We start from the raw sequence: 23,326 nt of genomic DNA on the forward strand, positions 1-23,326 counted from the left end.
GCCGACGTCCGCTCCAGGGAAGGACCCTTCGTGAGCGACACCACCGATCTGATGGGCGTGCGCGCAGACAACACTGTCGCCGCGTCCGAAGCCGACGCGCCTGCCACCGGTGCTGCCACGGCCGCACGGCGCCGCCGGTCCGGGACCGGCCTGGAGGGCATGGTCCTGGCCGAACTCCAGCAGGTCGCCGCAGGTCTCGGCATCAAGGGCACTGCGCGGATGCGCAAGGGCCAGCTCATCGAGACGATCAAGGAGCGCCAGGCCGGCGGCGGCGCCCCGGCGTCCGCCCCCGCGGCCGGTGCGCCGGCCGAGAAGCCCAAGCGTCGCGCCACGTCGCGGGCCCGCCTCGAGCAGGCGGCCGAGACCGCCGAGGCTCCGGCGGCGGAGGCCCCCGCGGTGAAGGAGCCGCAGGAGGCGAAGCAGCCGCAGCAGATCGAGATCCCTGGCCAGCCGGCCGGCGAGAAGGCGAAGGCCGCCGCTTCCGCGCCGGAGCGGGCGCAGGGCGAGCGCACCGCCGACGCCGCGGCGGACAACGCCGAGGGCCGTGACGGCAAGGGCGGCGACGCCAAGCAGCAAGGCGGCGGGGACGACCGCCAGGACGGCCGGCGCGGCCAGCGCGGTGACCGCCGCGAGCGGCAGCGCGACCGCCAGCGCAACCGCGGCGAGGACGGCGGCGACAACCAGCAGGGCGGCGGCCAGAACCGCCGGGACCGCCAGCAGCAGGGTGGCGGCGGCCAGGGCGGTCAGGGCGGCCCGCAGCACCAGGGCGGCCCGCAGGGCGGCGTGCAGGACGACGACGAGTTCGGCGAGGGCCGCGGCCGGCGCCGTGGCCGCTACCGCGACCGCCGGGGGCGCGGCCGGGGCCGTGAGGAGTTCGGCGGTGGCGGCGAGCCGCAGGTCGCCGACGACGACGTGCTGATCCCCGTCGCGGGCATCCTCGACATCCTCGACAACTACGCGTTCATCCGCACCTCCGGCTACCTGCCGGGGCCGAACGACGTGTACGTCTCGCTCGCCCAGGTCCGCAAGAACGGCCTGCGCAAGGGCGACCACGTCACCGGTGCGGTGCGGCAGCCCAAGGACGGCGAGCGGCGCGAGAAGTTCAACGCGCTGGTCCGTCTCGACTCCGCGAACGGCATGGGCGCCGACTCCGGCCGCGGCCGCCCGGAGTTCAACAAGCTCACCCCGCTGTACCCGCAGGACCGGCTCCGGCTGGAGACCGACCCGGGCGTGCTGACCACGCGGATCATCGACCTGGTCTCGCCGATCGGCAAGGGCCAGCGCGGCCTGATCGTCGCCCCGCCGAAGACCGGCAAGACGATGATCATGCAGGCGGTCGCCAACGCGATCACCACCAACAACCCCGAGTGCCACCTGATGGTGGTCCTCGTCGACGAGCGGCCCGAAGAGGTCACCGACATGCAGCGCTCGGTGAAGGGCGAGGTCATCTCCTCGACCTTCGACCGGCCCGCCGAGGACCACACCACCGTCGCGGAGCTCGCCATCGAGCGCGCCAAGCGGCTGGTGGAGCTGGGCCACGACGTCGTGGTGCTGCTGGACTCCATCACCCGGCTGGGACGCGCCTACAACCTGGCCGCGCCCGCCTCCGGCCGGATCCTGTCCGGTGGTGTCGACTCGACCGCGCTCTACCCGCCGAAGCGCTTCTTCGGTGCCGCGCGCAACATCGAGGACGGCGGCTCGCTGACCATCCTGGCCACCGCGCTGGTCGAGACCGGCTCGCGGATGGACGAGGTGATCTTCGAGGAGTTCAAGGGCACCGGCAACATGGAGCTCAAGCTCGACCGCAAGCTCGCCGACAAGCGGATCTTCCCCGCGGTGGACGTCGACCCGTCCGGTACCCGCAAGGAGGAAATCCTGCTGGACCGCGACGAGTTGGCGATCGTCTGGAAGCTGCGCCGGGTGCTGCACGCGCTCGACTCGCAGCAGGCGATCGAGCTGCTGCTGGACAAGATGAAGCAGACCAAGTCCAACGCCGAGTTCCTGATGCAGATCGCCAAGACCACCCCGGGCCAGAACAACGACTGACCGTCACCGCCGGGATCGGTCCAGCCGCCCGCGTACCCCCACTGAGCTGGGGATACGCGGGCGGTTGCGCGTTTCCCGTTCGTGTGCCCGCCGCTCGGATGGCGGCATACCGGACCTCGGGCGCACGATGGTTCGTCTGAGGTGACGACGTTCCCGGCGCAGGGAGGCCGGGCTCCGGGAAGGCGCTCAGGGCGCCGGACAGCGAGCAGGTAGGAAGCCGAGGTGCCGCCATGCTGGACGATCAGCAGCCGCGGACCGGCTCCAGCCCCAGCGGGGCCGGAGAGGGCCGCAGGCGCCGGCGGCGCGTCCTGTACATCGTCGCCTGGGCCGCGGTCGCCGTGGTGCTGCTCGGAGCCGCCGGGGCCGGCTACCTCTACCACCGGCTGAACGCCAACATCCACAGCGTCGACATCGACGGCGCGCTGGGCACCCACCGGCCCGCCAAGCTCGGCAACGGCTCGATGGACATCCTGGTGCTCGGCTCGGACTCCCGCTCCGGCGCGAACCGCGAGTACGGCCACGACAGCGGCACCGCCCGCTCGGACACGACGATGATCGTGCACCTGGCCAAGGGCCACAAGCGTGCCAGCGTGGTCAGCATCCCGCGCGACACCCTGATCGACCGCCCGGCCTGCACGGGCGCCAAGGGGGCCGTGGAGCCCGCGCAGAGCAGCGTCATGTTCAACACCGCCTACGAGGTCGGCGGCCCCGCCTGCGCGGTGAAGACGGTGGAGCAGCTCACCGGGCTGCGGATGGACCACTACGTCGAGGTCGACTTCACCGGCTTCAAGAACCTCGTCAACACCCTCGGCGGGGTGCCGCTGACCACGACCCAGGCGATCCACGACGACAAGAGCCATCTCAACCTGGCGGCCGGCACCCACACCCTCAACGGCGAGCAGGCGCTCGGCCTGGTCCGCACCCGGCACGGTGTCGCCGACGGCAGCGACCTGGGCCGTATCGAGCTCCAGCAGGCGTTCATGAAGGCGCTGCTGAACCGGATCGGCGGCCTGGGGCTGATGAACAGCCCCACGAAGCTGTTCTCGGTCGCCGACACCGCGACCAAGGCCATCACCACCGACACCGGCCTCGGCTCGGTGAACAAGCTGATGGGGCTCGCCGAGAGCGTGCAGCACCTGGACTCCGGGAACGTGCACATGGTGACCCTGCCGGTACGCTACGCGCCCGACAACCCCGACCGGGTCGAGCCGATCGACGCCAAGGCCGCCATGGTGTGGGCCGCGCTGCGCGCCGACCGGCCGATCCCGGCCGCCGCGACGCAGGGCTCGGCCGCCGACCACGTGGAGGCGGGCAAGGTGGTCCGCGGCGACGGCGCCCCGCCGGACCGCCCGGCACCGTCCGCGTCAGCCCCGGGGACCGCGTCACCCTCGCCCACACGGCGCTGACCTGCGGGGACGCTCCGGGAATTATCCGGAGCCCGACCTGGTTTTGGAAGGTGCGGCCAGTGCTGGCAGACTGGTCCGCTGGCCCCGGTTCACGTTCCCGTAAACCCGCGTGAGCGACCCGGCGCCCTCCCGAACCTAGGAGCACCCTTGAAGCGCGAGATCCACCCCGAGTACGTAGAGACCCAGGTCACCTGCACCTGCGGCGCCTCGTTCACCACCCACAGCACCGAGACCAGCGGCCAGATCCGCGCGGACGTGTGCTCCGAGTGCCACCCGTTCTACACGGGCAAGCAGAAGATCCTCGACACCGGCGGCCGTGTGGCCCGCTTCGAGGCCCGTTTCGGCAAGAACGCCGGGTCCGCCAAGAAGTAGCGACCTGACCAGCGCCGGTCTCCGGTCGCCCGCCCAGGGTGACCGGACCGGCGCTTTGTCGTCCCGGCTCGCGTCCCAGCCGCCGGCGCCCCGTCCCCGGCGCCCCGGCCCCAGGCAGTACCTACTCCTCCAGGAATTCATGATGTTCGAGGCGGTCGAGGAACTGATCGGCGAACATGCCGACCTCGAAAAGCAGCTTGCCGACCCCGCGGTCCACACCGACCAGGCCAACGCCCGCCGGCTCAACAAGCGGTACGCGGAACTCACCCCCATCATCGCCACCTACCGCTCCTGGCGGCAGACCGGCGACGACGTCGACACCGCCCGTGAACTGGCGGCCGACGACTCCGAGTTCGCCGCCGAGGTCAAGGAGCTGGAGAAGCACCGCGAGGAACTGACCGACCGGTTGCGGCTGCTGCTGGTGCCGCGCGACCCCAGCGACGACAAGGACGTCATCCTGGAGGTGAAGGCCGGTGAGGGCGGCGAGGAGTCCGCGCTGTTCGCCGGCGACCTGCTGCGGATGTACCTGCGGTACGCCGAGCGGGAGGGCTGGAAGACCGAGATCCTCGACGCCAACGCCTCCGACCTCGGCGGCTACAAGGACGTCCAGGTCGCCGTGAAGGCCAAGGCGAGCCACGAGCCCGGCCAGGGCGTGTGGGCGCGCCTGAAGTACGAGGGCGGCGTGCACCGCGTGCAGCGGGTGCCCGCGACCGAGTCGCAGGGCCGGATCCACACCTCCGCGGCCGGTGTCCTGGTGACGCCGGAGGCCGAGGAGGTCGAGGTCGAGATCAACCCCAACGAGCTGCGGATCGACGTCTACCGCTCGTCCGGCCCCGGCGGGCAGTCGGTCAACACCACCGACTCCGCGGTCCGGATCACCCACCTGCCCTCCGGTCTGGTGGTGTCCTGCCAGAACGAGAAGAGCCAGCTGCAGAACAAGGAGTCGGCGATGCGCATCCTGCGCTCCCGGCTGCTGGCCGCCGCCCAGGAGGAGGCCGAGCGCGAGGCGTCCGACGCCCGCCGCAGCCAGGTCCGCACCGTGGACCGCTCCGAGCGCATCCGGACCTACAACTTCCCGGAGAACCGCATCTCCGACCACCGGGTCGGCTTCAAGGCGTACAACCTGGACCAGGTGCTGGACGGGGACCTCGACCCGATGATCCAGGCGTGTGTGGACGCCGACTCGGCCGCCAAGCTGGCCGCGGCCGGCGACGGCAGCTGAGAGAGGGGGCGGATGTGAACCTGCTGCTCGCCGAGGTGGCCCAGGCCGCCCAGCGACTGGCCGACGCCGGGGTGCCCTCGCCCCGCTTCGACGCCGAGGAACTGGCCGCCTACGTGCACGGCGTCAAGCGCGGCGAACTGCACTCCGTCGCCGACGCGGAGTTCGACGCGCGCTACTGGGAGGCCGTCGCCCGCCGCGAGGCACGCGAGCCGCTCCAGCACATCACCGGCCGCGCCTTCTTCCGCTACCTGGAACTCCAGGTCGGGCCGGGGGTGTTCGTGCCCCGCCCGGAGACCGAGTCGGTGGTCGGCTGGGCCATAGACGCGGTCCGGGCGATGGACGTCGCCGAACCGCTGATCGTCGACCTGTGCACCGGCTCCGGCGCGATCGCGCTGGCGCTGGCCCAGGAGGTGCCCCGATCCCGGGTGCACGCCGTGGAGTTGTCCGAGCAGGCCCTGGAGTGGGCCCGCAAGAACGTCGCGGGCAGCAAGGTCGACCTGCGGCACGGCGACGCGCTCGCCGCGTTCCCCGACCTCAACGGCCAGGTCGACCTGGTGATCTCCAACCCGCCCTACATCCCGCTCACCGAGTGGGAGTACGTCGCGCCCGAAGCGCGCGACCACGACCCCGAACTCGCCCTGTTCTCGGGCGAGGACGGCCTGGACACCATCCGCGGCATCGAGCGCACCGCGCACCGCCTGCTGCGGCCCGGCGGCGTCGTCGTGATCGAGCACGCCGACTCCCAGGGCGGTCAGGTGCCGTGGATCTTCAAGGAGGACGCCGGCTGGGCCGACGCCGCCGACCACCCGGACCTGAACAAGCGGCCCCGCTTCACCTCCGCCCGCAAGGCGACCCCGTGAGCAGCCCGCACCTCCCGGCCGCGCACCCCCCGGCGGCACGTCCCGCAACGGCCCACCCCGCAACGGCAGCAGAAGAGCTTCTGGAGGTCCTTCCATGACACGGCGATACGACTGCGCGGACACGACCGACCGGGCCACCGGCCTGCGCGAGGCCGCCTCCGCCGTCAAGCGCGGCGAGCTCGTGGTGCTGCCCACCGACACCGTCTACGGCATCGGCGCGGACGCCTTCGACAAGGAGGCGGTCGGCGACCTGCTGGAGGCCAAGGGCCGCGGCCGCAACATGCCCTCACCGGTGCTGGTCGGCTCCCCGAACACGCTGCACGGCATCGTCACCGACTTCTCCGAGCAGGCGTGGGAACTGGTCGACGCGTTCTGGCCGGGCGCGCTGACCCTCGTCACCAAGCACCAGCCGTCGCTGCGCTGGGACCTGGGCGACACCCGCGGCACCGTCGCGGTCCGCATGCCTCTGCACCCGGTCGCCATCGAACTGCTCACCGAGACCGGCCCGATGGCGGTCTCCAGCGCCAACCTGACCGGCATGCCGTCCCCGCAGGACTGCGATGCCGCCCAGGGCATGCTCGGCGACTCCGTGGCGGTCTACCTCGACGCCGGGCCCACGCCCGCCGCCGTGCCGTCCTCGATCGTCGACGTGACCGGCAAGGTGCCCGTGCTGCTGCGGGCCGGTGCGCTCAGCGCCGAGGAACTGCGCAAGGTGGTACCCGACTTGGAGGAGCGCCGTTGACCACGCCCGACGGGCGTGCCATACGGGGATTCACCACTTCGCCGGCCGCGACCGGGGGAGTCGGCCCCCCCACCCACGCCCCCCACGACGTGCTGCGCGTCCTGCACGTGTGCACCGGCAACGTCTGCCGCTCGCCGATGGCCGAGCGGCTGATGCGGCACGGCCTGGCGCAGCGGCTGGGCGCCGGAGCCGACGCGATCCTGGTCGAGTCGGCCGGCACCTGGGGCCACGAGGGCGCCCCGATGGAAGTGCACGCCGCCGCCGTGCTCACCGAACACGGTGCGGACCCGGCCGGGTTCACCGGCCGCGAGCTGCTCGACGACCACGTGATCGACGCCGACCTGGTGCTCACCGCCACCCGCGACCACCGGGCCCAGGTCATCTCGATGGGCCACGCGGCGGGCCTGCGTACCTTCACGCTCAAGGAGTTCACCCGCCTGGTGCGGGCGATAGACCCGGCCACGCTGCCCGACGGCAGCGTCACCGAGCGGGCCCGCGCGCTGGTCCAGGCCGCGGCGGCGCTGCGCGGCTGGCTGCTGGCACCCAGCCCCGACGCCGACGAGGTGCACGATCCGTACGGTGCACCCATCTCGTACTTCCGCAGCATCGGCGAGGAGATCCACGACGCCCTCGACCCGGTGGTGACCGCGCTCACCGGGATTCCGGCCGCGGTCTGACCTGCGGCTTCGTCCCTGCCACGGCATAGGGCAAACTCGTTACATGCCCGCAACCGGCCTTCTGCAACCCCTCGCGCCGCCTGTGAGTCTCGATAGGTGTTCGCCGTCCCGGCCCGCCCACCACTAGGGTGTGACGCTGTGAAGATCCCCCGGACGTGTGCGCGTGCTCGTCGCACCCCCGAGTACGTCGGAGGCTGCGCGTGCGCGAGTATCTGCTGACCCTGTGCGTCTCCGCGGCCGTCACCTACCTGCTGACCGGCCCGGTGCGGAAGTTCGCGATCGCGGCCGGCGCGATGCCCCCGATCCGCGACCGCGACGTGCACCGTGAGCCGACCCCGCGGCTGGGCGGCATGGCCATGTTCGGCGGGCTGTGCGCGGGCCTGCTGGTCGCCGCGCACCTCAGCAACCTCTCCGGGGTCTTCAAGCTCTCCAGCGAGCCGCGCGCGCTGCTGTCCGGCGCCGGGCTGATCTGGCTGCTGGGCGTGCTCGACGACAAGTGGGGCGTGGACGCGCTGATCAAGCTCGGCGTGCAGATGATCGCCGCCGGCGTGATGGTCTTCCAGGGCCTGGCCATCCTGTGGCTGCCGGTGCCGGGCATCGGCACGGTCATCCTCACCCCGGTGCAGTCCACGCTGCTCACCGTCGCGCTGGTGGTGATCACCATCAACGCGGTCAACTTCGTCGACGGCCTGGACGGCCTGGCCTCGGGCATGGTGTGCATCGCGTCGATCGCGTTCTTCATGTACGCCTACCGCATGTGGTACGGCTACGGCATCGAGCAGGCCGCGCCCGCGACGCTCTTCTCGGCGATCCTGATCGGCATGTGCCTGGGCTTCCTGCCGCACAACATCCACCCGGCGCGGATCTTCATGGGCGACTCCGGGTCGATGTTGATCGGCCTGGTGCTGGCGTCCGGTGCGATCTCCATCACCGGCCAGGTCGACCCGGACGCCATCACCGACTTCACCGGGTCCACCCGCCAGACCGTGCACTTCATGGTGCCCGTCTACATGCCGCTGCTGCTGCCGCTGACGATGATCGCGATCCCGGCCGCCGACCTGGTGCTCGCGGTGGTGCGCCGGACCTGGCGCGGCCAGTCGCCGTTCGCCGCCGACCGCGGCCACCTGCACCACCGGCTGCTGGAGCTGGGCCACACGCACAGCCGCGCGGTGCTGATCATGTACTTCTGGGCGGCCCTGTTCGCCTTCGCCGCGGTGGCGTTCTCGGTGAGCTCCTCCAGCCTGTGGATCGTGCTGGTGATCGTCGCACTCAGCGCGGTCGGGCTCGTGGTGCTGCTGCTGCCGGCCTTCCGTCCGCACGCACCGCGCTGGGCGGAGTCCGTGGTGCCGCCGCGCTACCGGCGCCGGCGGCGCCGGCTGGCAGCCGCCGCTGCCGCCGCGGAGCGGGAGATGCACGGCCCGGACCGGCCCGCGTTGAACGGCTCGACGGCGGTGGGCGACCGCCCGCGGCTGCCGGAGCGTTCGGCCGCGGCCACCCAGCCCGCGCCGACCGCGAACACCACGCGCTGATGAGTGGTCGACCAACTACGCACCGTCACCGAGTCGTTTCCTGTACGAGGAACAACTCCGGTAAATGGGACGGCGTGTCGCTACCTCGCGCGTGTGACAGGCAGCACATCTCCATGGTAAAGACCGCATCAAATACTTTGTGATAGCGTTCACGAAAGCTAGGGGACACGCCGAAAGACCTTGAGTGAGACGGTCTTCCGGCGAGAGGCACACCCTGCTTCCGTCCCCCGCTCGTCTCCGACGACACCCGCTCGCCCCAACTCCCGCCGGAGGAGCCGCCCCATGCAGCCCAACGACGCCCGGATCCTCCGGGGCTCGGCCCTCGCGGCCGGACCTGTCGGAGTCATCGCCACCGTTGTCAGCGCTCTCGTCGCAGGCGAGAAGGGCCTGCTCGGCGGAGTGGTGGCCGTGGCCGTGGTGGCCGTCTTCTTCGCGGCCGGCTCGTGGGCGCTGATGCGGCTCACCCAGAACCAGCCCCAGTTGGCGATGGCCGCCGGGATGCTGGTCTACGCGGTGCAGATCCTGCTGATCGGCGTCTTCATCGTCGTCTTCAAGGACACCAGCGCTTTCAACGGCCGCGCGTTCGGCCTGACTCTGCTGGTCACCGCGCTCGCCTGGGTGGGCGGCCAGATCAAGCAGTCGCTGACCAGCCGGATGCTCTACGTGGACCCCGAACCCTCGGTCCCCGCCGCCCGGACGCAGGAGCCGGACGCGGTCGGGACGGGGTCGCGCGATGCTACGTAAGGGGAGGGTAAGGGGCCTTCATCCTGGTCTGCTATCGTCCGAAGTCGCATCCGGACGTGAGGGCCCCTCGCACATGCAGAGGGTCAAGCCCCCGCGCCCTGCGGTGTATTCGGATTCGGAACCGCGCACGCGGCACGGACGACGGATGCCCGCGTCACGATGCGGGCTCTCAGCGGACCGAGCGGGCTTCGCCACGCCCTACCCGCAGTGCCGAACAGCGGCCCCACCAGCCGCGCTGACACACAAGGTTGCCGTTACTTATGCGTCACGACGAAGGAGTCACGGGTGAGTGCCCACACGCTGCTCGCTGAAGCTGGATGCCACATCCAGCACGGTTGCGCATTCCCCGCTCCTGGCCTCAACTCGTTCGACTTCAAGCCGATCTTCAGCATCGGCAGCTTCGACTTCACCAAGCCGATGCTGCTCGCGATCCTCTGCATGCTGCTGGTGGTGGGCTTCTTCTGGGCCGCGTTCAGCAAGCCCAAGATGGTGCCGGGAAAGCTGCAGCTGGTCGGTGAGATCGGTTACACCTTCGTGGCCCGCAGCATCGCCCGCGAGGTGATCGGCAAGAAGGGCGACAAGTACGTCCCCTTCCTCGCGTCGATCTTCTTCTTCGTGTGGTTCATGAACATCATGTCGATCATCCCGTTCGCCCAATTCCCGGCCACGTCGCGGTTCGCGTTCCCGGTCGGCCTGGCGGCGCTGGTCTTCATCACGTACATGTACCTGACGTTCAAGACGCACGGATTCCGCGGCGGCATCAAGAACCTGGTCTGGATTCCGGGCCTGCCCAAGCCGCTCGTGCCGCTGATCGTGCTGCTGGAGTTCATCCAGAACGTGATCACCCGGCCGTTCACCCTCGCCGTGCGGCTGTGGGCGAACATGTTCGCCGGTCACATGCTGATCGTGATGTTCAGCGTCGCCACCTGGTACCTGCTCACCCCCTCGGCCTTCACCGCGGTGGCGGGCGGCTCCTTCGCGCTGGCGATCTTCATGACCGCCTTCGAGTTGCTGATCCAGTTCCTGCAGGCGTACATCTTCACGCTGCTCGCCTCGATCTACATCCAGGGAGCGCTCGAAGAAGGGCACTGAGCCCGCAGCCGAGCCACCCCACCACCGAAACTTCCGCTGGGAAGCCCCCCAGCGGACCGCATCACAAAGGAAGACAGGGAAATGTCTGCCGAGCTCGTTAACCTCGCCGCCGCCACCACTGCCGGCCGCCTGGGCGCGGTCGCCTACGGCCTCGCCGCCATCGGCCCGGGCGTGGGTATCGGTCTGGTCTTCGGCCACTCGATCGAGGCCATGGCCCGCCAGCCCGAGGCCATGCCGGTCATCCGCACCAACATGTTCCTCGGCTTCGCGCTCTGCGAGGTCCTCGCACTGCTCGGCCTGGTCGTCCCCTTCATCTTCCAGAAGTGACCTGGACTCCCGACCAGTAGCCACTCGACGAAAGGTTCAGACATGATGATCTTCCTTGCGGAGGAGGGGTCGCAGAATCCGCTCATCCCCGACACCGCGGAACTGATCGTCGGCCTGCTCTGCTTCTTCATCGTCTTCGGCATCCTCGGAAAGAAGCTCCTGCCGAACATCCAGAAGACCCTCGCAGAGCGGCACGACGCGATCGAGGGTGGCCTGGAGCGGGCGGAGAAGGCTCAGGCCGACGCCAATCGCACGCTGGAGGAGTACAAGGCCCAGCTCGCCGGCGCCCGCCACGAGGCGGCCCGGATCACCGAGCAGGCCCGCGAGCAGGGTGCGCAGATCATCGCGGAGATGCGCGAGGAGGGTGCGCGGCAACGCGACGCCGTCGTCGCCGCGGGTCACGCCCAGATCGAGGCGGACCGCCGCCAGGTGACGGTCAGCCTCCGCCAGGAGGTCGGCAAGATCGCCACCGACCTGGCCGGCCGCGTCGTCGGCGAGTCCCTGGAGGACTCGGCCCGGCAGTCCCGCGTGGTCGACCGCTTCCTGGACGGGCTGGAGCAGAGTGCGGCTTCTTCCGCTGAGGCGACGCGATGAACGGTGCGAGCCGTGAAGCACTGGCGGCCGCGCGCGAGCGGCTGGACGCGCTGACCGACAACACGTCGGTGGACGCGGCCGCGCTCGCGGGCGAGCTGGCCGCGATCACCACGCTGCTCGACCGCGAGAGCGGTCTGCGGCGGGCGCTGACCGACCCGGCGAAGTCCGGTGAGGCGAAGGCGGAGCTGGTCCGCCGCGTGCTCGGCAACCAGATCGGCGGCGAGACGCTCGACCTGGTGGCCGGTGTGGTCAGGTCCCGCTGGTCGCGCTCGCGCGACCTGGTGGACTCCCTGGAGGAGCTGGCCGACGGCGCCGACCTGATCGCCGCCCAGCGCGGTGGCGACCTGGACGACGTCGAGGACGAGCTGTTCCGGTTCAGCCGGATCGCCGCCGGCAGCAGCGAGCTGCGGGCCGCGCTGGCCGACCGCACCGCGAGCCCCGACGCCAAGGCGACCCTGCTGGGCACGCTGCTCGGCGGCCGGGCCAATCCGGTCACGGAACGGCTGGTCGTACGGCTGGTCAACGCGCCGCGAGGACGTAGCCTGGAGGGCGGGATCGAGTCCCTGTCCAAGCTGGCCGCGGCCCGCCGGGGCCGGACAGTGGCGGAAGTGGTCTCGGCCGTTCCGCTCAGTGACCGGCAGAAGCAGCGGCTCGGTGACGCGCTGTCCCGCATCTACGGCCGCCCGGTGCACCTGAACCTCGACGTGGACCCCGCGGTCCTCGGCGGAGTCCGGGTCCGCGTCGGCGACGAGGTCATCAACGGCTCCATCGCGGACCGGCTCGACGAAGCCGCCCGCCGCATGGCCGGCTGACAGCCACCAACGCAACAAGCATGAAGGCGGCCCTAGTTGGGCCGTGAGGAATACAGGGCCCAACAAGGAGAGCAGGGAACCCAGATGGCGGAGCTCACGATCCGGCCGGAGGAGATCCGGGACGCGCTGGATACTTTCGTCCAGTCGTACCAGCCGGACGCCGCCTCGCGCGAGGAGGTCGGCACGGTCAGCGTTGCCGGTGACGGCATCGCGAAGGTCGAGGGACTGCCCTCGGCCATGGCGAACGAGTTGCTGAAGTTCGAGGACGGCACCCTCGGCCTCGCCCTCAACCTCGAGGAGCGCGAGATCGGTGCGATCATCCTCGGCGAGTTCGACGGCGTGGAGGAGGGCCAGCCGGTGCAGCGCACCGGCGAGGTGCTCTCCGTCGCGGTCGGTGAGGGCTACCTCGGCCGGGTCGTCGACCCGCTGGGCAACCCGATCGACGGCCTCGGCGAGATCGAGACCGAGGGCCGGCGTGCCCTCGAACTCCAGGCGCCCACCGTCATGCAGCGCAAGTCGGTGCACGAGCCCATGCAGACCGGCCTGAAGGCCGTCGACGCGATGACCCCGATCGGCCGCGGCCAGCGCCAGCTGATCATCGGTGACCGGCAGACCGGCAAGACCGCGCTGACCATCGACACGATCATCAACCAGCGTGACAACTGGCGCTCCGGCGACCCGAAGAAGCAGGTCCGCTGCATCTACGTGGCGATCGGCCAGAAGGGCTCCACCATCGCGGGCGTGCGCGCCGCGCTGGAGGAGGCCGGTGCACTGGAGTACACCACGATCGTCGCCGCCCCGGCGTCCGACCCGGCCGGCTTCAAGTACCTCGCCCCGTACACCGGCTCGGCCATCGGCCAGCACTGGATGTACCAGGGCAAGCACGTACTGATCATCTTCGACGACCTGTCGAAGCAGGCCGACGCCTACCGCGCGGTCTCCCTGCTGCTGCGCCGTCCGCCGGGCCGCGAGGCCTACCCGGGCGACGTCTTCTACCTGCACTCCCGCCTGCTGGAGCGTTGCGCGAAGCTCTCCGACGACCTGGGCGCGGGCTCCATGACCGGCCTGCCGATCGTGGAGACCAAGGCCAACGACGTGTCGGCGTTCATCCCGACCAACGTGATCTCGATCACCGACGGCCAGTGCTTCCTGGAGTCCGACCTGTTCAACGCCGGCCAGCGGCCCGCGCTGAACGTCGGTATCTCGGTCTCCCGGGTCGGCGGCTCCGCGCAGATCAGGGCGATGCGCAAGGTCGCCGGCCGGCTCAAGCTCGACCTGGCCCAGTACCGCGAGCTGGAGGCGTTCGCCGCCTTCGGTTCCGACCTCGACGCGGCCTCCAAGGCGCAGCTCGAGCGTGGTCAGCGGATGATGGAGCTGGTCAAGCAGGGCCAGTACGCACCGTTCCCGATCGAGGACCAGGTCGTGTCGATCTGGGCCGGCACCACCGGCAAGCTCGACGACGTACCGGTCGAGGACATCCACCGGTTCGAGCGCGAGCTGCTGGACTACCTGCACCGCGAGCACAAGTCGATGCTCACCGCGATCGTCGAGACCGGCCAGCTGCCGGACGAGACCGTGGACGCGCTGACCGACGCGGTGGCCGCCTTCAAGAAGCAGTTCGAGACGTCCTCGGGCGCGCTGCTGGTCGAGGGCTGATCGCATGGGCGCACAGATTCGGGTCTACAAGCGCCGGATCAGGTCCGTCACCGCCACCAAGAAGATCACCAAGGCGATGGAGATGATCGCGGCCTCGCGGATCATCAAGGCCCAGCGCCAGGTGACGGCATCGTCCCCGTACGCGGACGAGCTGACCCGCGCGGTGACCGCGGTCGCGACCGGCTCGCACACCAAGCACCCGCTGACCACCGAGGCGGAGCACCCGAGCCGCGCCGCGGTGCTGGTCGTGACCAGCGACCGCGGCCTGGCCGGCGGGTACTCCTCCAACGCGATCAAGGCGGCCGACCGGCTCACCGAGCGGCTGCGCGCGGAGGGCAAGGAGGTCGACTCCTACCTGATCGGCCGCAAGGCGGTGGCGTACTACGCGTTCCGTGAGCGCAAGGTCGCCCAGTCCTGGACCGGTTTCTCCGACAGCCCGAGCTACGCCGACGCCAAGGCCGCCGCGGCACCGATGATCGAGTCGGTGCTGGCGGACACCGCCGACGGCGGCGTGGACGAGCTGCACATCGTCTTCACGGAGTTCGTGTCGATGATGACGCAGAACCCGGTCGACCGCCGGCTGCTGCCGCTCTCGCTCACCCGGGACGGTTCCGTCGACGGCGAAGGCGCCGGTGAGGCGGCCGCTCCGGCCAAGACCGAGGCACTGCCGCTGTTCGAGTTCGAGCCGTCCGCGGAAGGCGTGCTCGACGCGCTGCTGCCGCGGTACGTCGAGAGCCGGATCTACAACGCCCTGCTGCAGGCCGCCGCTTCCGAGCACGCGGCCCGCCGCCGGGCGATGAAGTCCGCCACGGACAACGCGGAAGACCTCATCAAGTCGCTCACGCGGCTTGCCAACGCGGCCCGACAGGCCGACATCACCCAGGAAATCAGCGAGATCGTCGGTGGCGCCAGCGCCCTCGCCGACGCGAGCGCGGGGAGTGACTGACCACTATGACCACCACTGCTGAAACGGCACCCTCGGCCGGCGTGGCCGCCGGCCGCGTAGCCCGGATCATCGGCCCGGTCGTCGACGTGGAGTTCCCCGTCGACGCCATGCCGGAGATCTACAACGCCCTCCACGTCGAGGTCGCCGACCCGGCCGCGGACGGCGCCACCAAGACGCTGACCCTGGAGGTCGCGCAGCACCTCGGCGACGGCCTGGTCCGCGCCATCTCCATGCAGCCCACCGACGGCCTGGTCCGCCAGGCCCCGGTGACCGACACCGGCGACGGCATCACCGTGCCGGTCGGCGACGTCACGAAGGGCCGCGTCTTCAACACCCTCGGCGCGATCCTCAACGAGCCGGAGGCCGAGTCCGAGGTCACCGAGCGCTGGGCGATCCACCGCAAGGCGCCGAAGTTCGACGACCTCGAGTCGAAGACCGAGATGTTCGAGACCGGCCTGAAGGTCGTCGACCTGCTCACCCCGTACGTCAAGGGCGGCAAGATCGGCCTGTTCGGCGGCGCGGGCGTCGGCAAGACCGTGCTCATCCAGGAAATGATCATGCGTGTGGCGAAGCTGCACGAGGGCGTTTCCGTGTTCGCCGGCGTCGGCGAGCGCACCCGTGAGGGCAACGACCTCATCGCGGAGATGGCGGAGTCCGGCGTGCTGCCGCAGACCGCGCTGGTCTTCGGTCAGATGGACGAGCCGCCGGGCACCCGGCTGCGGGTCGCGCTGGCCGGCCTGACCATGGCGGAGTACTTCCGCGATGTGCAGGGCCAGGACGTGCTGTTCTTCATCGACAACATCTTCCGGTTCACCCAGGCCGGTTCCGAGGTCTCCACGCTGCTCGGCCGGATGCCCTCCGCGGTGGGCTACCAGCCGAACCTGGCGGACGAGATGGGCCAGCTCCAGGAGCGGATCACCTCGACCCGTGGTCACTCGATCACCTCGATGCAGGCGATCTACGTCCCCGCGGACGACCTGACCGACCCGGCCCCGGCGACTACCTTCGCCCACCTCGACGCGACGACCGTGCTCTCGCGGCCGATCTCGGAGAAGGGCATCTACCCCGCGGTGGACCCGCTGGACTCCACCTCGCGGATCCTGGACCCGCGGTACATCTCGCAGGAGCACTACGACACCGCCTCGCGGGTCAAGGGGATCCTGCAGAAGTACAAGGACCTCCAGGACATCATCTCCATCCTCGGTATCGACGAGCTCGGTGAGGAGGACAAGCTCACCGTCTACCGCGCCCGCCGGATCGAGCGCTTCCTGTCGCAGAACACCCACGCGGCGAAGCAGTTCACCGGTGTCGACGGCTCGGACGTGTCGCTGGACGAGTCGATCACGGCGTTCAACGCGATCGCCGACGGTGAGTTCGACCACTTCCCGGAGCAGGCGTTCTTCATGTGCGGTGGCCTGGACGACCTCAAGGCCAACGCCAAGAAGCTGGGCGTCAGCTGATCCCACGCACCACCCGGGCCGTCAGGCCCACGCGACCGGCGGGCGGTCCGGTGGATCCCGCCGGGGGTCCTCGGACCAGCCTTCCGGTCGCACCCCTTATTCTGTGTCCTATGCATCCTCCGCAGGCGGTGGGTGCCAACCCGAGGAGCCGTCTTGGCCGATCTTCACGTCGAGCTGGTCGCCGCGGACCGCAACGTCTGGTCCGGCGAGGCCAACCTGGTCGTCGCCCGTACCAAGTCGGGTGACATCGGCATCATGGCCAACCACGAGCCGCTGCTCGGGGTGCTCCAGTCCGGTCCGATCACCATCCGGACCAGTGACGGCGGCACGGTGATCGCCGCGGTGCACGGCGGCTTCATCTCCTTCGCGGACAACAAGCTGTCCATCCTGGCGGAGATCGCCGAACTCGCCGACGAGATCGACGTCGACCGGGCCGAGCGGGCGCTCCAGCGCTCCAAGACCGAGGCCGACAGCGGCGCCGAGCGGCGGGCGGAGGTCCGGCTCGCCGCGGCGTCGGGCGCACACTGAACGACGTTTGACCGCAGGACGCAGTACCCGCAGTACCACGGTGCCGCGGACCGCCCGGGAGGGACGGTCCGCGGCACCGGCACAGCAAGGGCGGCAACCATTCCCAGGCGAGGAGGTCGGTGGACGTGATCCTCGCTTTCGAAGTGGGCGGCGCGATCCTTGCGGCGGCGCTGCTCGGTCTCTTCCTCTTCGGCCTGCGCCGCCGCCTCATCCAGCGTCCCGGCGGCACCTTCGACTGCTCGCTGCGGCCGGCCCCCGCCGCCGACGCCGAGCCGGCCGCCGGCGGCAAGGGCTGGGTCTACGGCGTGGCCCGCTACAGCGGTGACCGGGTGGAGTGGTTCCGGGTCTTCTCCTACGCGATCCGGCCGCGCCGGGTGCTGGAGCGCCCGCTGATCGAGGTCACCGGCCGCCGCGAGCCGCAGGGTTCGGAGGAACTCGCGCTGCTGTCGGACGCGGTGGTGCTCTCCTGCGTCCACCGCGGCACCCGGCTGGAGCTGGCGATGAGCGACGACGCGCTGACCGGTTTCCTCGCCTGGCTGGAGGCGGCTCCGCCCGGCCAACGCGTCAACGTGGCGTAGTCCGAGGCGTCGTCGTGGCGCGGCCGGCCCGGGGCGCCGTGGCGCGGCTCAGCGCTCGCCGCCCGGGACCCACAGGATGTCGCCGCGGGACACGTTCGCCGTGCGGGCGAGGATGAAGAGCAGGTCCGAGAGCCGGTTGAGGTATGTCGCGGTGAGCGGGTTCATCGTCTCGCCGTGCTCGGCCAGCGCCGCCCACGTCGAGCGCTCCGCGCGCCGGACCACCGTGGTGGCCTGGTGCAGCAGCGCGGCGCCGGGGGTGCCGCCGGGCAGGATGAAGCTGCGCAGCTTGTCCAGGTCGGCGAGGAAGCGGTCGCAGTCACCCTCCAGCCGGTCGACGTAGGGCTGGTCCACCCGCAACGGCGGGTATGCGGGGTCCGGCACGACCGGGGTGGCCAGATCCGCGCCCACGTCGAAGAGTTCGTTCTGGACCCGGCGTACGACGGCCGCCACCGGCTCGGCCAGGTCGCCGAGCGCGAGCGCCACCCCGAGCACCGCGTTCGCCTCGTTGGCGTCGGCGTACGCGCCGATCCGCGGGTCGGTCTTGGCGGTGCGGCTCATGTCGCCCAGGGCCGTCGTGCCGTCGTCGCCGGTACGGGTGTAGATGCGGGTGAGGTTGACCATGCCGACGAGCGTAGGGCCTGTCCGGCCCGCCATCCTCCCGCCACGGCGCCCCCAACTGTGCGACCAAGGACACATGGTGACGCGGCCGACATCCTGCTGCGCCCGGTGCGACACGAGCGTTAGGGTCCGGCCAGATACCCCAACGGAGAGGTGTGTGCCGTGGCGAAGAAGCTCGCCGTCGTCGGAGCCGGACTGATGGGCGCCGGCATCGCGCAGGTGTCCGCGCAGGCGGGCTACGAGGTGGTGCTGCGGGACGTGACCGACGAGGCGCTGGCCCGCGGCCGGAGCGGAATCGCCGCCTCCTACGAGAAGTTCGTGGCCAAGGGGAAGATGACGGCCGAGGACGCCGAGGCCGCGCTCGCCCGGATCACCACGACCACCGACCTGGACGCGGCCGCCGACGCCGACCTGGTCGTGGAGGCGGTCTTCGAGCGGATCGAGGTCAAGCAGGAGATCTTCCGCACCCTCGACCGGCTGGTCGGCGACGACACGGTGCTCGCCTCGAACACCTCGGCGATCCCGATCACGAAGATCGCCGCGGTCACCGAGCGGCCCGAGCGGGTGGTCGGCACGCACTTCTTCTCGCCGGTGCCGCTGATGCAGCTGTGCGAACTGGTCCGCGGCTACAAGACCAGTGACGAGACGTTGGCGCGGGCCCGGGAGTTCGCGGAGAGCACCGGCAAGACCTGTGTCGTCGTCAACCGCGATGTCGCGGGCTTCGTCACCACCCGGCTGATCTCCGCGCTCGTCGTGGAGGCGGTGAAGCTCTACGAGTCGGGCGTCGCCTCCGCCGAGGACATCGACACCGCGTGCAAGCTCGGCTTCGGCCACGCGATGGGCCCGCTGGCCACCACCGACCTCACCGGCGTGGACATCCTGCTGCACGCCACCGGCAACATCTACACCGAGTCACAGGACGAGAAGTTCGCCCCGCCGGAGATCATGCGGCGCATGGTCGATGCGGGTGACCTGGGCCGCAAGAGCGGGCAGGGGTTCTACACGTACTAACCGACGTCACTCGGAGGAGTGAATTCGGTATCGGTTCGCTCACAGGCGGCAACTTCTGTATACGACGGGCCGTCAGTTGTGTGAGGACTGACGGGTCGACGGGTGCCGGCCGGGACGCCGTGAGGGCGGCGTCCGCGCCGGCGCCGCGTCCCACGAGCACCGTGTCCATGCCAGCACCGTCCGGGAGTGACTATGCACATCAGGGGCGACCACGCCGAGCTGGTCGTCGGGGGGCGCCTCGACGTGCGCAGCGCTGCGGACGCCCGTACGGCCCTGCACACCGCGCTCGACTCCGGTCACGGCGACCTGGTGCTCGACCTGACCGAACTCGACTCGTGGGACGCGACCGGGCTCGGCGTGATCATGGGGGCGCACCGGCGGGCCGGCCGCGCCAACCGCCGGCTGGTGCTGCGCGGCGTGCCCCCGCAGATGCAGCGGCTGCTGATCGCCACCCGGCTGCACCGAATCCTCGCGATCGAGGCGGAAACGTAATCCGTGGCAGCCACCCGCACGTATGGGACGGCTCACGTCCGGTGAGGCACCCCGGCACTTCATGGATGGTCTGCGAACCTTTAGAGTTTGCGCATCGATGGCCGGGAGGCGTGCCACCGCGTACGCCGCAGGAGGGGACATCGGGCGGCGGTCCGTGAGCGCGGACCCGTGGCGGCCCGTGTCGGCCCCCAACCAGTGACGCACCTTGGGGGCGTACGACATGGATCACACCGAGCGGTTCGACTCCGTCGAGGGCGAGGACGGTCGCGACGGCGAGAGCCGTAGCGGCGAGGAGCGCACGGGCACGGGTCTGCCCGGCTCCGGGGTGTCGCCGTTCGGCGCCGTCTCCGGCAGCTCGTCGGCCCAGCGCCCGGCCGGCGCCTTCGACGCCTTCGCGGCCGGCGCACCCGGTCGCGGCGACCGGCACTCCCAGGAGCCGTCCGCGCAGGACGCTTTCCCCGGGCCCGCGGTCTTCCAGGACCCCGCAGCCGGCGACGAGGACGGGCTCGGGCTCGCGGCCGGCGCGGGCGCCGTGGCCCGGCTCAGGGGCGCGGACAGCTTCGACGCGTTCGGGACCGGCGGGAGCCCGCAGGGCAGCGACGGGAGCGCCGCGGACGAGGAGACGGACGAGGCGACGGACGCGGGCGAGGGCGGCGCGGAGGCGGGCTCCGGCGCGGACGGGGCCGAGCCGTCGCTCGGCGAGGACGTCGACCCCTTCACGCCGGCCGACCCGGCCCCGGCCGCGGACCTCGTGCCGTTCGGCGGGAGCGCGGGCGACGTCGCCGTGTACGGCGGGTTCGACGACGGCTTCGGGGGCGGGTCCGGCGGCGGTTCGGGCGATGCCCCGGCTGTCGACGTCAGCGGCCCGGGCGGGCTGGCCCCCGCGGACCGCGACCTGAGCGGCGGCGCGTCGAGCGGCGGCTTCGACGCGTTCGACGCCTTCGGCACGGCGAGCGGTGCGGGTGGCTCCGGCGGCCGGGGGAGTGTGGGCGGCATCGGGGGCAGCGGGGGAGGGGCCTCGCAGGGCGGCAGCTTCGACGCGTTCGCCGCCGGGGCGGTCGGCGGGAACGACCGGCTGCCCGAACTGCGGCCCTCCAGTACCCCCTCGCTGTTCGACGCCACCGCGCCCGTACCCCGGATCAGCCGTCCCGCGCGCGACCCGCTCGCCCCGGAGGTGGGCAGCGGCAGCGGCTCCAGCGCGAAGGTCGAGCGGGTGGTGACCGACGGCTACCTGCTGACGGTCAATCACATCGACGGCACCGAGGTCTCCGTGTGCCCGCCCGAGGAACTGCGGGTGCCGGTGCGCCGCACCGGGGAGGAACGCGCCGCGCGGACCGGCGCCGCCCGGCCCACCCCGCCGCCGGGGCCGCCCGGCCCCGAACTCCCGCTGCTGGAGCGCGAGGAGGAGCGGGAGCGGCTGATACGGCTGCTGGCCCGCGGTCGCTCCATACGCGTCACCGGCCCGTCCGGGGCCGGACGTACCGCCCTGCTGGAGTCCGTGGCCAACGCCTGCGGCGACATGGCGCCCTACGGGGTGCTGTGGCTGTCCGGCTACCACCGCACCGCCGCAGACGTCCTCCAGGACCTCTACACCGTCGTCTACGCCGGTGACGGCTACCGCCCCTCCCGCGCCGAACTGCCGGGACTGCTGGGCGAGATCGGCGCCGTGGTTGTGGTGGACGACCTGGAGTTCGGCGGCGCCGCGCTCGAGGAACTGCTCTCCGTGGTCCCCGAATGCGCCTTCCTGATGTCGGCGACGCCGGACGTGCCCGCGCCCGCCGCCGACTCCATGGTCGAGGAGGTCTTCCTCGCCGGCCTCACCCGCGTCGCCAGCCTGGACCTGCTCCACTTCGCCGCCGGGCGGCCCCTGGCCGAGGACGAGGCCGCGTGGGCGGCCGACCTGTGGTTCGAGTCCGAGGGGCTGCCGCTGCGCTTCGTGCAGGCGGGCGCGCTGCTGCGGCAGCGTGACGCGCTGGCCGAGCCCGCCGGCGAGGTCGAGGCGGCCGACATCGGGTGGGACGACTCGGTGTGGGAGAAGGGTTCGCCGGGTGCGGCCGGCGGGATCGGCGGCGAGCAGCCGGAGTCCCGGCGCCGGACCTCCACGGCGCCGCTGCCCTCCCTCGGGGAGAGCGCCGCGCCCGCGGAACTGCTCGCCTCCCGGTTGAGCGAGGCCGCCCGGGAGGCGCTGGCCTTCGCGGTCGCCCTCGACGGCGAGTGCCCGCACCCCTCGCACCTGCCCGCGCTGGTCGGCGACACCCACGGGGACGCGGCCCTCGGCGAGTTGACGTCCGTCGGGCTCGCGGTGCCGGTCGCCGCGCACTTCCGGCTCTCGGCCGGGGTCGTCGCGCAGCTCACCCCGAGCCTCGCGGTCGACGGTGAGCTCTCCGACGTCCAGGCGCACACCGCGGCGCTGCACTACGCCTGGTGGACCGGGCACCCCTCGGTCACGCCGGAGCGCGCCACCGCCGAGTCCGAGGCGATCATCGCGGCGATGGCCGCCTGCCGTGACGGCGGGCACGCCAGCGCGGCGGTGCTGCTGGCCCGTACGGTCGCGCCCGCGTTCGCCGCGGCGCTGCACTGGGGCGCGTGGGAGCGGGCGCTGCGGATCGGCCAGGAGGCCGCCCGGCTGACCGGGGAGGTCGCCGAGGAGGCGTACTTCCTGCACGAACTCGGCGTGCTCGCCCTGTGCACGGGCAACCTGGACCGGGCCCGCGCCGACCTCGAGGCGTCGATAGCGCTGCGCGCCGCGCTCGCCGACCGCCAGGGCACGGTCGTGGGCCGCCGGACCCTCGCGCTCGTCGCCGACCTCGAAGGTCCCGAAGTCCCGGACATACCCGCGGCCCTGGCCGAGGAGCCGCTCGCGCTGCCCGGGCCGCTCGCACTGCCCGAACCCGAGACGGTCCTCATCAGCAGGGCGCCCGTACCCCTCCCGGCCCCCGCGCCCGCCCACTCCGCGCCCAGCGCCCGCCGGCTGGCCGTCGTCGGCTCCCGCCGCAACCTCGTCGCCGCGGGCACCGGCGTCCTCATCGCCGCCGTGGTCGGCACGATCGTCACCCTCGGGGCCACCTCGGGCAGCAACGACACCCCGGACAACCAGGTCAAGCCGATCGAGTCCGTCCAGCAGGACCCGCCGGACACCACGGCGCCCCCGTCCGAGGACGGCACGACGAGTTCCCCCTCGGCGAAGCCCTCCTCCACCTCCCCCTCCACGACGGCGACCACCACAGCCACGCCGTCCACCTCCGGCACCACCGCGACCACCGCCGGCGGCACGGCCACCACCCCGCCGACCACCCCCTCCACCTCCTCCGGCGGCCACCACGGCGGAGGCGGCAGCCACCCCACGACGAAGCCCCCCACCAAAACCCCCACCACCCCGCCCCCGACCACGCCGCCGCCCACCACGCCGCCTCCGACGACGCCCCCTCCGACCACCATCCCGCCCAGCTCGTCGGACACGGAGACAGCCAGCTCCCCCGTCATCAGCCCGGCTACTCCCTGACCACCGCCCAAGACGTACGACGGTCGCCCCTCAGGGCCGCCGGGCCCGAGGGGGGGAACTGCGCGAGAACCTCCACGGCCGGGCGGTCTGGGCATGGCGGGCACCGGCCACC

General features: G+C 71.6%; 22 protein-coding genes. 21 read left to right on the forward strand and 1 reads right to left on the reverse strand.

The features are described 5' to 3' along the window. Positions 1 to 30: 30 nt before the first annotated feature. From rho to C4U44_RS06310, 18 genes are all read left to right on the forward strand, one after another. Positions 31 to 2,046 carry a transcription termination factor Rho gene (rho, locus tag C4U44_RS06225; protein WP_235031831.1) on the forward strand — a complete coding sequence of 672 codons (2,016 nt, stop codon included), beginning with the start codon at positions 31 to 33 and terminating at the stop codon, positions 2,044 to 2,046. Positions 2,047 to 2,276: 230 nt separating this feature from the next. After that, entirely contained in the window at positions 2,277 to 3,452 is a 1,176-nt protein-coding gene (locus C4U44_RS06230; protein WP_103884584.1) for an LCP family protein, read from the forward strand. A gap of 147 nt (positions 3,453 to 3,599) precedes the next feature. Next, positions 3,600 to 3,824 (forward strand): 50S ribosomal protein L31, encoded by a 225-nt coding sequence (gene rpmE / locus C4U44_RS06235; protein WP_103884585.1) that lies wholly within the window; start codon positions 3,600 to 3,602, stop codon positions 3,822 to 3,824. A 142-nt stretch (positions 3,825 to 3,966) separates the two neighbouring features. Continuing rightward, entirely contained in the window at positions 3,967 to 5,046 is a 1,080-nt protein-coding gene (gene prfA, locus C4U44_RS06240; protein WP_103884586.1) for a peptide chain release factor 1, read from the forward strand. Positions 5,047 to 5,060: 14 nt separating this feature from the next. Further along, the gene (gene prmC / locus C4U44_RS06245) at positions 5,061 to 5,906 is read left to right on the forward strand and encodes a peptide chain release factor N(5)-glutamine methyltransferase (protein WP_103884587.1); all 846 of its coding nucleotides are present in this window, start codon (positions 5,061 to 5,063) and stop codon (positions 5,904 to 5,906) included. 94 nt (positions 5,907 to 6,000) lie between these two features. Then, complete coding sequence (locus C4U44_RS06250; RefSeq protein WP_103884588.1) at positions 6,001 to 6,648, forward strand: L-threonylcarbamoyladenylate synthase; 648 nt, start codon at positions 6,001 to 6,003, stop codon at positions 6,646 to 6,648. Continuing rightward, the gene (locus tag C4U44_RS06255; protein ID WP_407642785.1) at positions 6,645 to 7,325 is read left to right on the forward strand and encodes an arsenate reductase/protein-tyrosine-phosphatase family protein; all 681 of its coding nucleotides are present in this window, start codon (positions 6,645 to 6,647) and stop codon (positions 7,323 to 7,325) included. The genes C4U44_RS06250 and C4U44_RS06255 overlap by 4 nt, the downstream gene beginning before the upstream one ends. 200 nt (positions 7,326 to 7,525) lie before the next feature. Next, entirely contained in the window at positions 7,526 to 8,854 is a 1,329-nt protein-coding gene (locus C4U44_RS06260) for an MraY family glycosyltransferase (protein ID WP_103884589.1), read from the forward strand. 282 nt (positions 8,855 to 9,136) lie between these two features. After that, positions 9,137 to 9,598 (forward strand): hypothetical protein, encoded by a 462-nt coding sequence (locus tag C4U44_RS06265; RefSeq protein WP_103884590.1) that lies wholly within the window; start codon positions 9,137 to 9,139, stop codon positions 9,596 to 9,598. Positions 9,599 to 9,883: 285 nt separating this feature from the next. Beyond that, on the forward strand, positions 9,884 to 10,690 hold the full coding sequence (gene atpB, locus C4U44_RS06270; protein ID WP_103884591.1) for a F0F1 ATP synthase subunit A: 807 nt from the start codon (positions 9,884 to 9,886) through the stop codon (positions 10,688 to 10,690). An 81-nt stretch (positions 10,691 to 10,771) separates the two neighbouring features. Then, positions 10,772 to 11,017, forward strand: a complete 246-nt coding sequence (gene atpE, locus C4U44_RS06275; protein ID WP_037913419.1) for an ATP synthase F0 subunit C — start codon at positions 10,772 to 10,774, stop codon at positions 11,015 to 11,017. A gap of 42 nt (positions 11,018 to 11,059) precedes the next feature. Then, complete coding sequence (locus C4U44_RS06280) at positions 11,060 to 11,611, forward strand: F0F1 ATP synthase subunit B (RefSeq protein WP_103884592.1); 552 nt, start codon at positions 11,060 to 11,062, stop codon at positions 11,609 to 11,611. After that, entirely contained in the window at positions 11,608 to 12,423 is an 816-nt protein-coding gene (locus C4U44_RS06285; RefSeq protein ID WP_103884593.1) for a F0F1 ATP synthase subunit delta, read from the forward strand. The genes C4U44_RS06280 and C4U44_RS06285 overlap by 4 nt, the downstream gene beginning before the upstream one ends. 84 nt (positions 12,424 to 12,507) lie before the next feature. Continuing rightward, on the forward strand, positions 12,508 to 14,079 hold the full coding sequence (atpA, locus tag C4U44_RS06290; protein WP_103884594.1) for a F0F1 ATP synthase subunit alpha: 1,572 nt from the start codon (positions 12,508 to 12,510) through the stop codon (positions 14,077 to 14,079). Positions 14,080 to 14,083: 4 nt separating this feature from the next. Further along, the gene (locus C4U44_RS06295) at positions 14,084 to 15,025 is read left to right on the forward strand and encodes a F0F1 ATP synthase subunit gamma (RefSeq protein ID WP_103884595.1); all 942 of its coding nucleotides are present in this window, start codon (positions 14,084 to 14,086) and stop codon (positions 15,023 to 15,025) included. A 5-nt stretch (positions 15,026 to 15,030) separates the two neighbouring features. Beyond that, the gene (gene atpD, locus C4U44_RS06300; protein WP_103884596.1) at positions 15,031 to 16,485 is read left to right on the forward strand and encodes a F0F1 ATP synthase subunit beta; all 1,455 of its coding nucleotides are present in this window, start codon (positions 15,031 to 15,033) and stop codon (positions 16,483 to 16,485) included. Positions 16,486 to 16,638: 153 nt separating this feature from the next. Beyond that, positions 16,639 to 17,013, forward strand: a complete 375-nt coding sequence (locus C4U44_RS06305; protein ID WP_200823150.1) for a F0F1 ATP synthase subunit epsilon — start codon at positions 16,639 to 16,641, stop codon at positions 17,011 to 17,013. A 125-nt stretch (positions 17,014 to 17,138) separates the two neighbouring features. Next, entirely contained in the window at positions 17,139 to 17,591 is a 453-nt protein-coding gene (locus tag C4U44_RS06310; RefSeq protein WP_103884781.1) for a DUF2550 domain-containing protein, read from the forward strand. A gap of 48 nt (positions 17,592 to 17,639) precedes the next feature. On the opposite strand, the gene C4U44_RS06315 is transcribed toward C4U44_RS06310, so the two are convergent. After that, positions 17,640 to 18,212 (reverse strand): cob(I)yrinic acid a,c-diamide adenosyltransferase, encoded by a 573-nt coding sequence (locus C4U44_RS06315; RefSeq protein ID WP_103884598.1) that lies wholly within the window; start codon positions 18,210 to 18,212, stop codon positions 17,640 to 17,642. 159 nt (positions 18,213 to 18,371) lie between these two features. Here C4U44_RS06315 and C4U44_RS06320 point away from each other — a divergent pair, with 159 nt between their 5' ends. The 3 genes from C4U44_RS06320 to C4U44_RS43195 all read left to right on the forward strand — a co-directional run bounded on the left by C4U44_RS06320 (position 18,372) and on the right by C4U44_RS43195 (position 23,214). Next, positions 18,372 to 19,220, forward strand: coding sequence for a 3-hydroxyacyl-CoA dehydrogenase family protein (locus tag C4U44_RS06320; protein WP_103884599.1), 849 nt, complete (start codon positions 18,372 to 18,374; stop codon positions 19,218 to 19,220). 192 nt (positions 19,221 to 19,412) lie between these two features. Further along, positions 19,413 to 19,712 (forward strand): STAS domain-containing protein, encoded by a 300-nt coding sequence (locus C4U44_RS06325; RefSeq protein WP_103884600.1) that lies wholly within the window; start codon positions 19,413 to 19,415, stop codon positions 19,710 to 19,712. Positions 19,713 to 19,932: 220 nt separating this feature from the next. Further along, positions 19,933 to 23,214, forward strand: coding sequence for an AAA family ATPase (locus tag C4U44_RS43195; RefSeq protein WP_103884601.1), 3,282 nt, complete (start codon positions 19,933 to 19,935; stop codon positions 23,212 to 23,214). The last annotated feature ends 112 nt before the right edge of the window (positions 23,215 to 23,326 follow it).

The organism is Actinacidiphila yanglinensis, from assembly GCF_900107965.1.
GTDB classification, from domain to species: Bacteria; Actinomycetota; Actinomycetes; order Streptomycetales; family Streptomycetaceae; genus Actinacidiphila; species Actinacidiphila yanglinensis.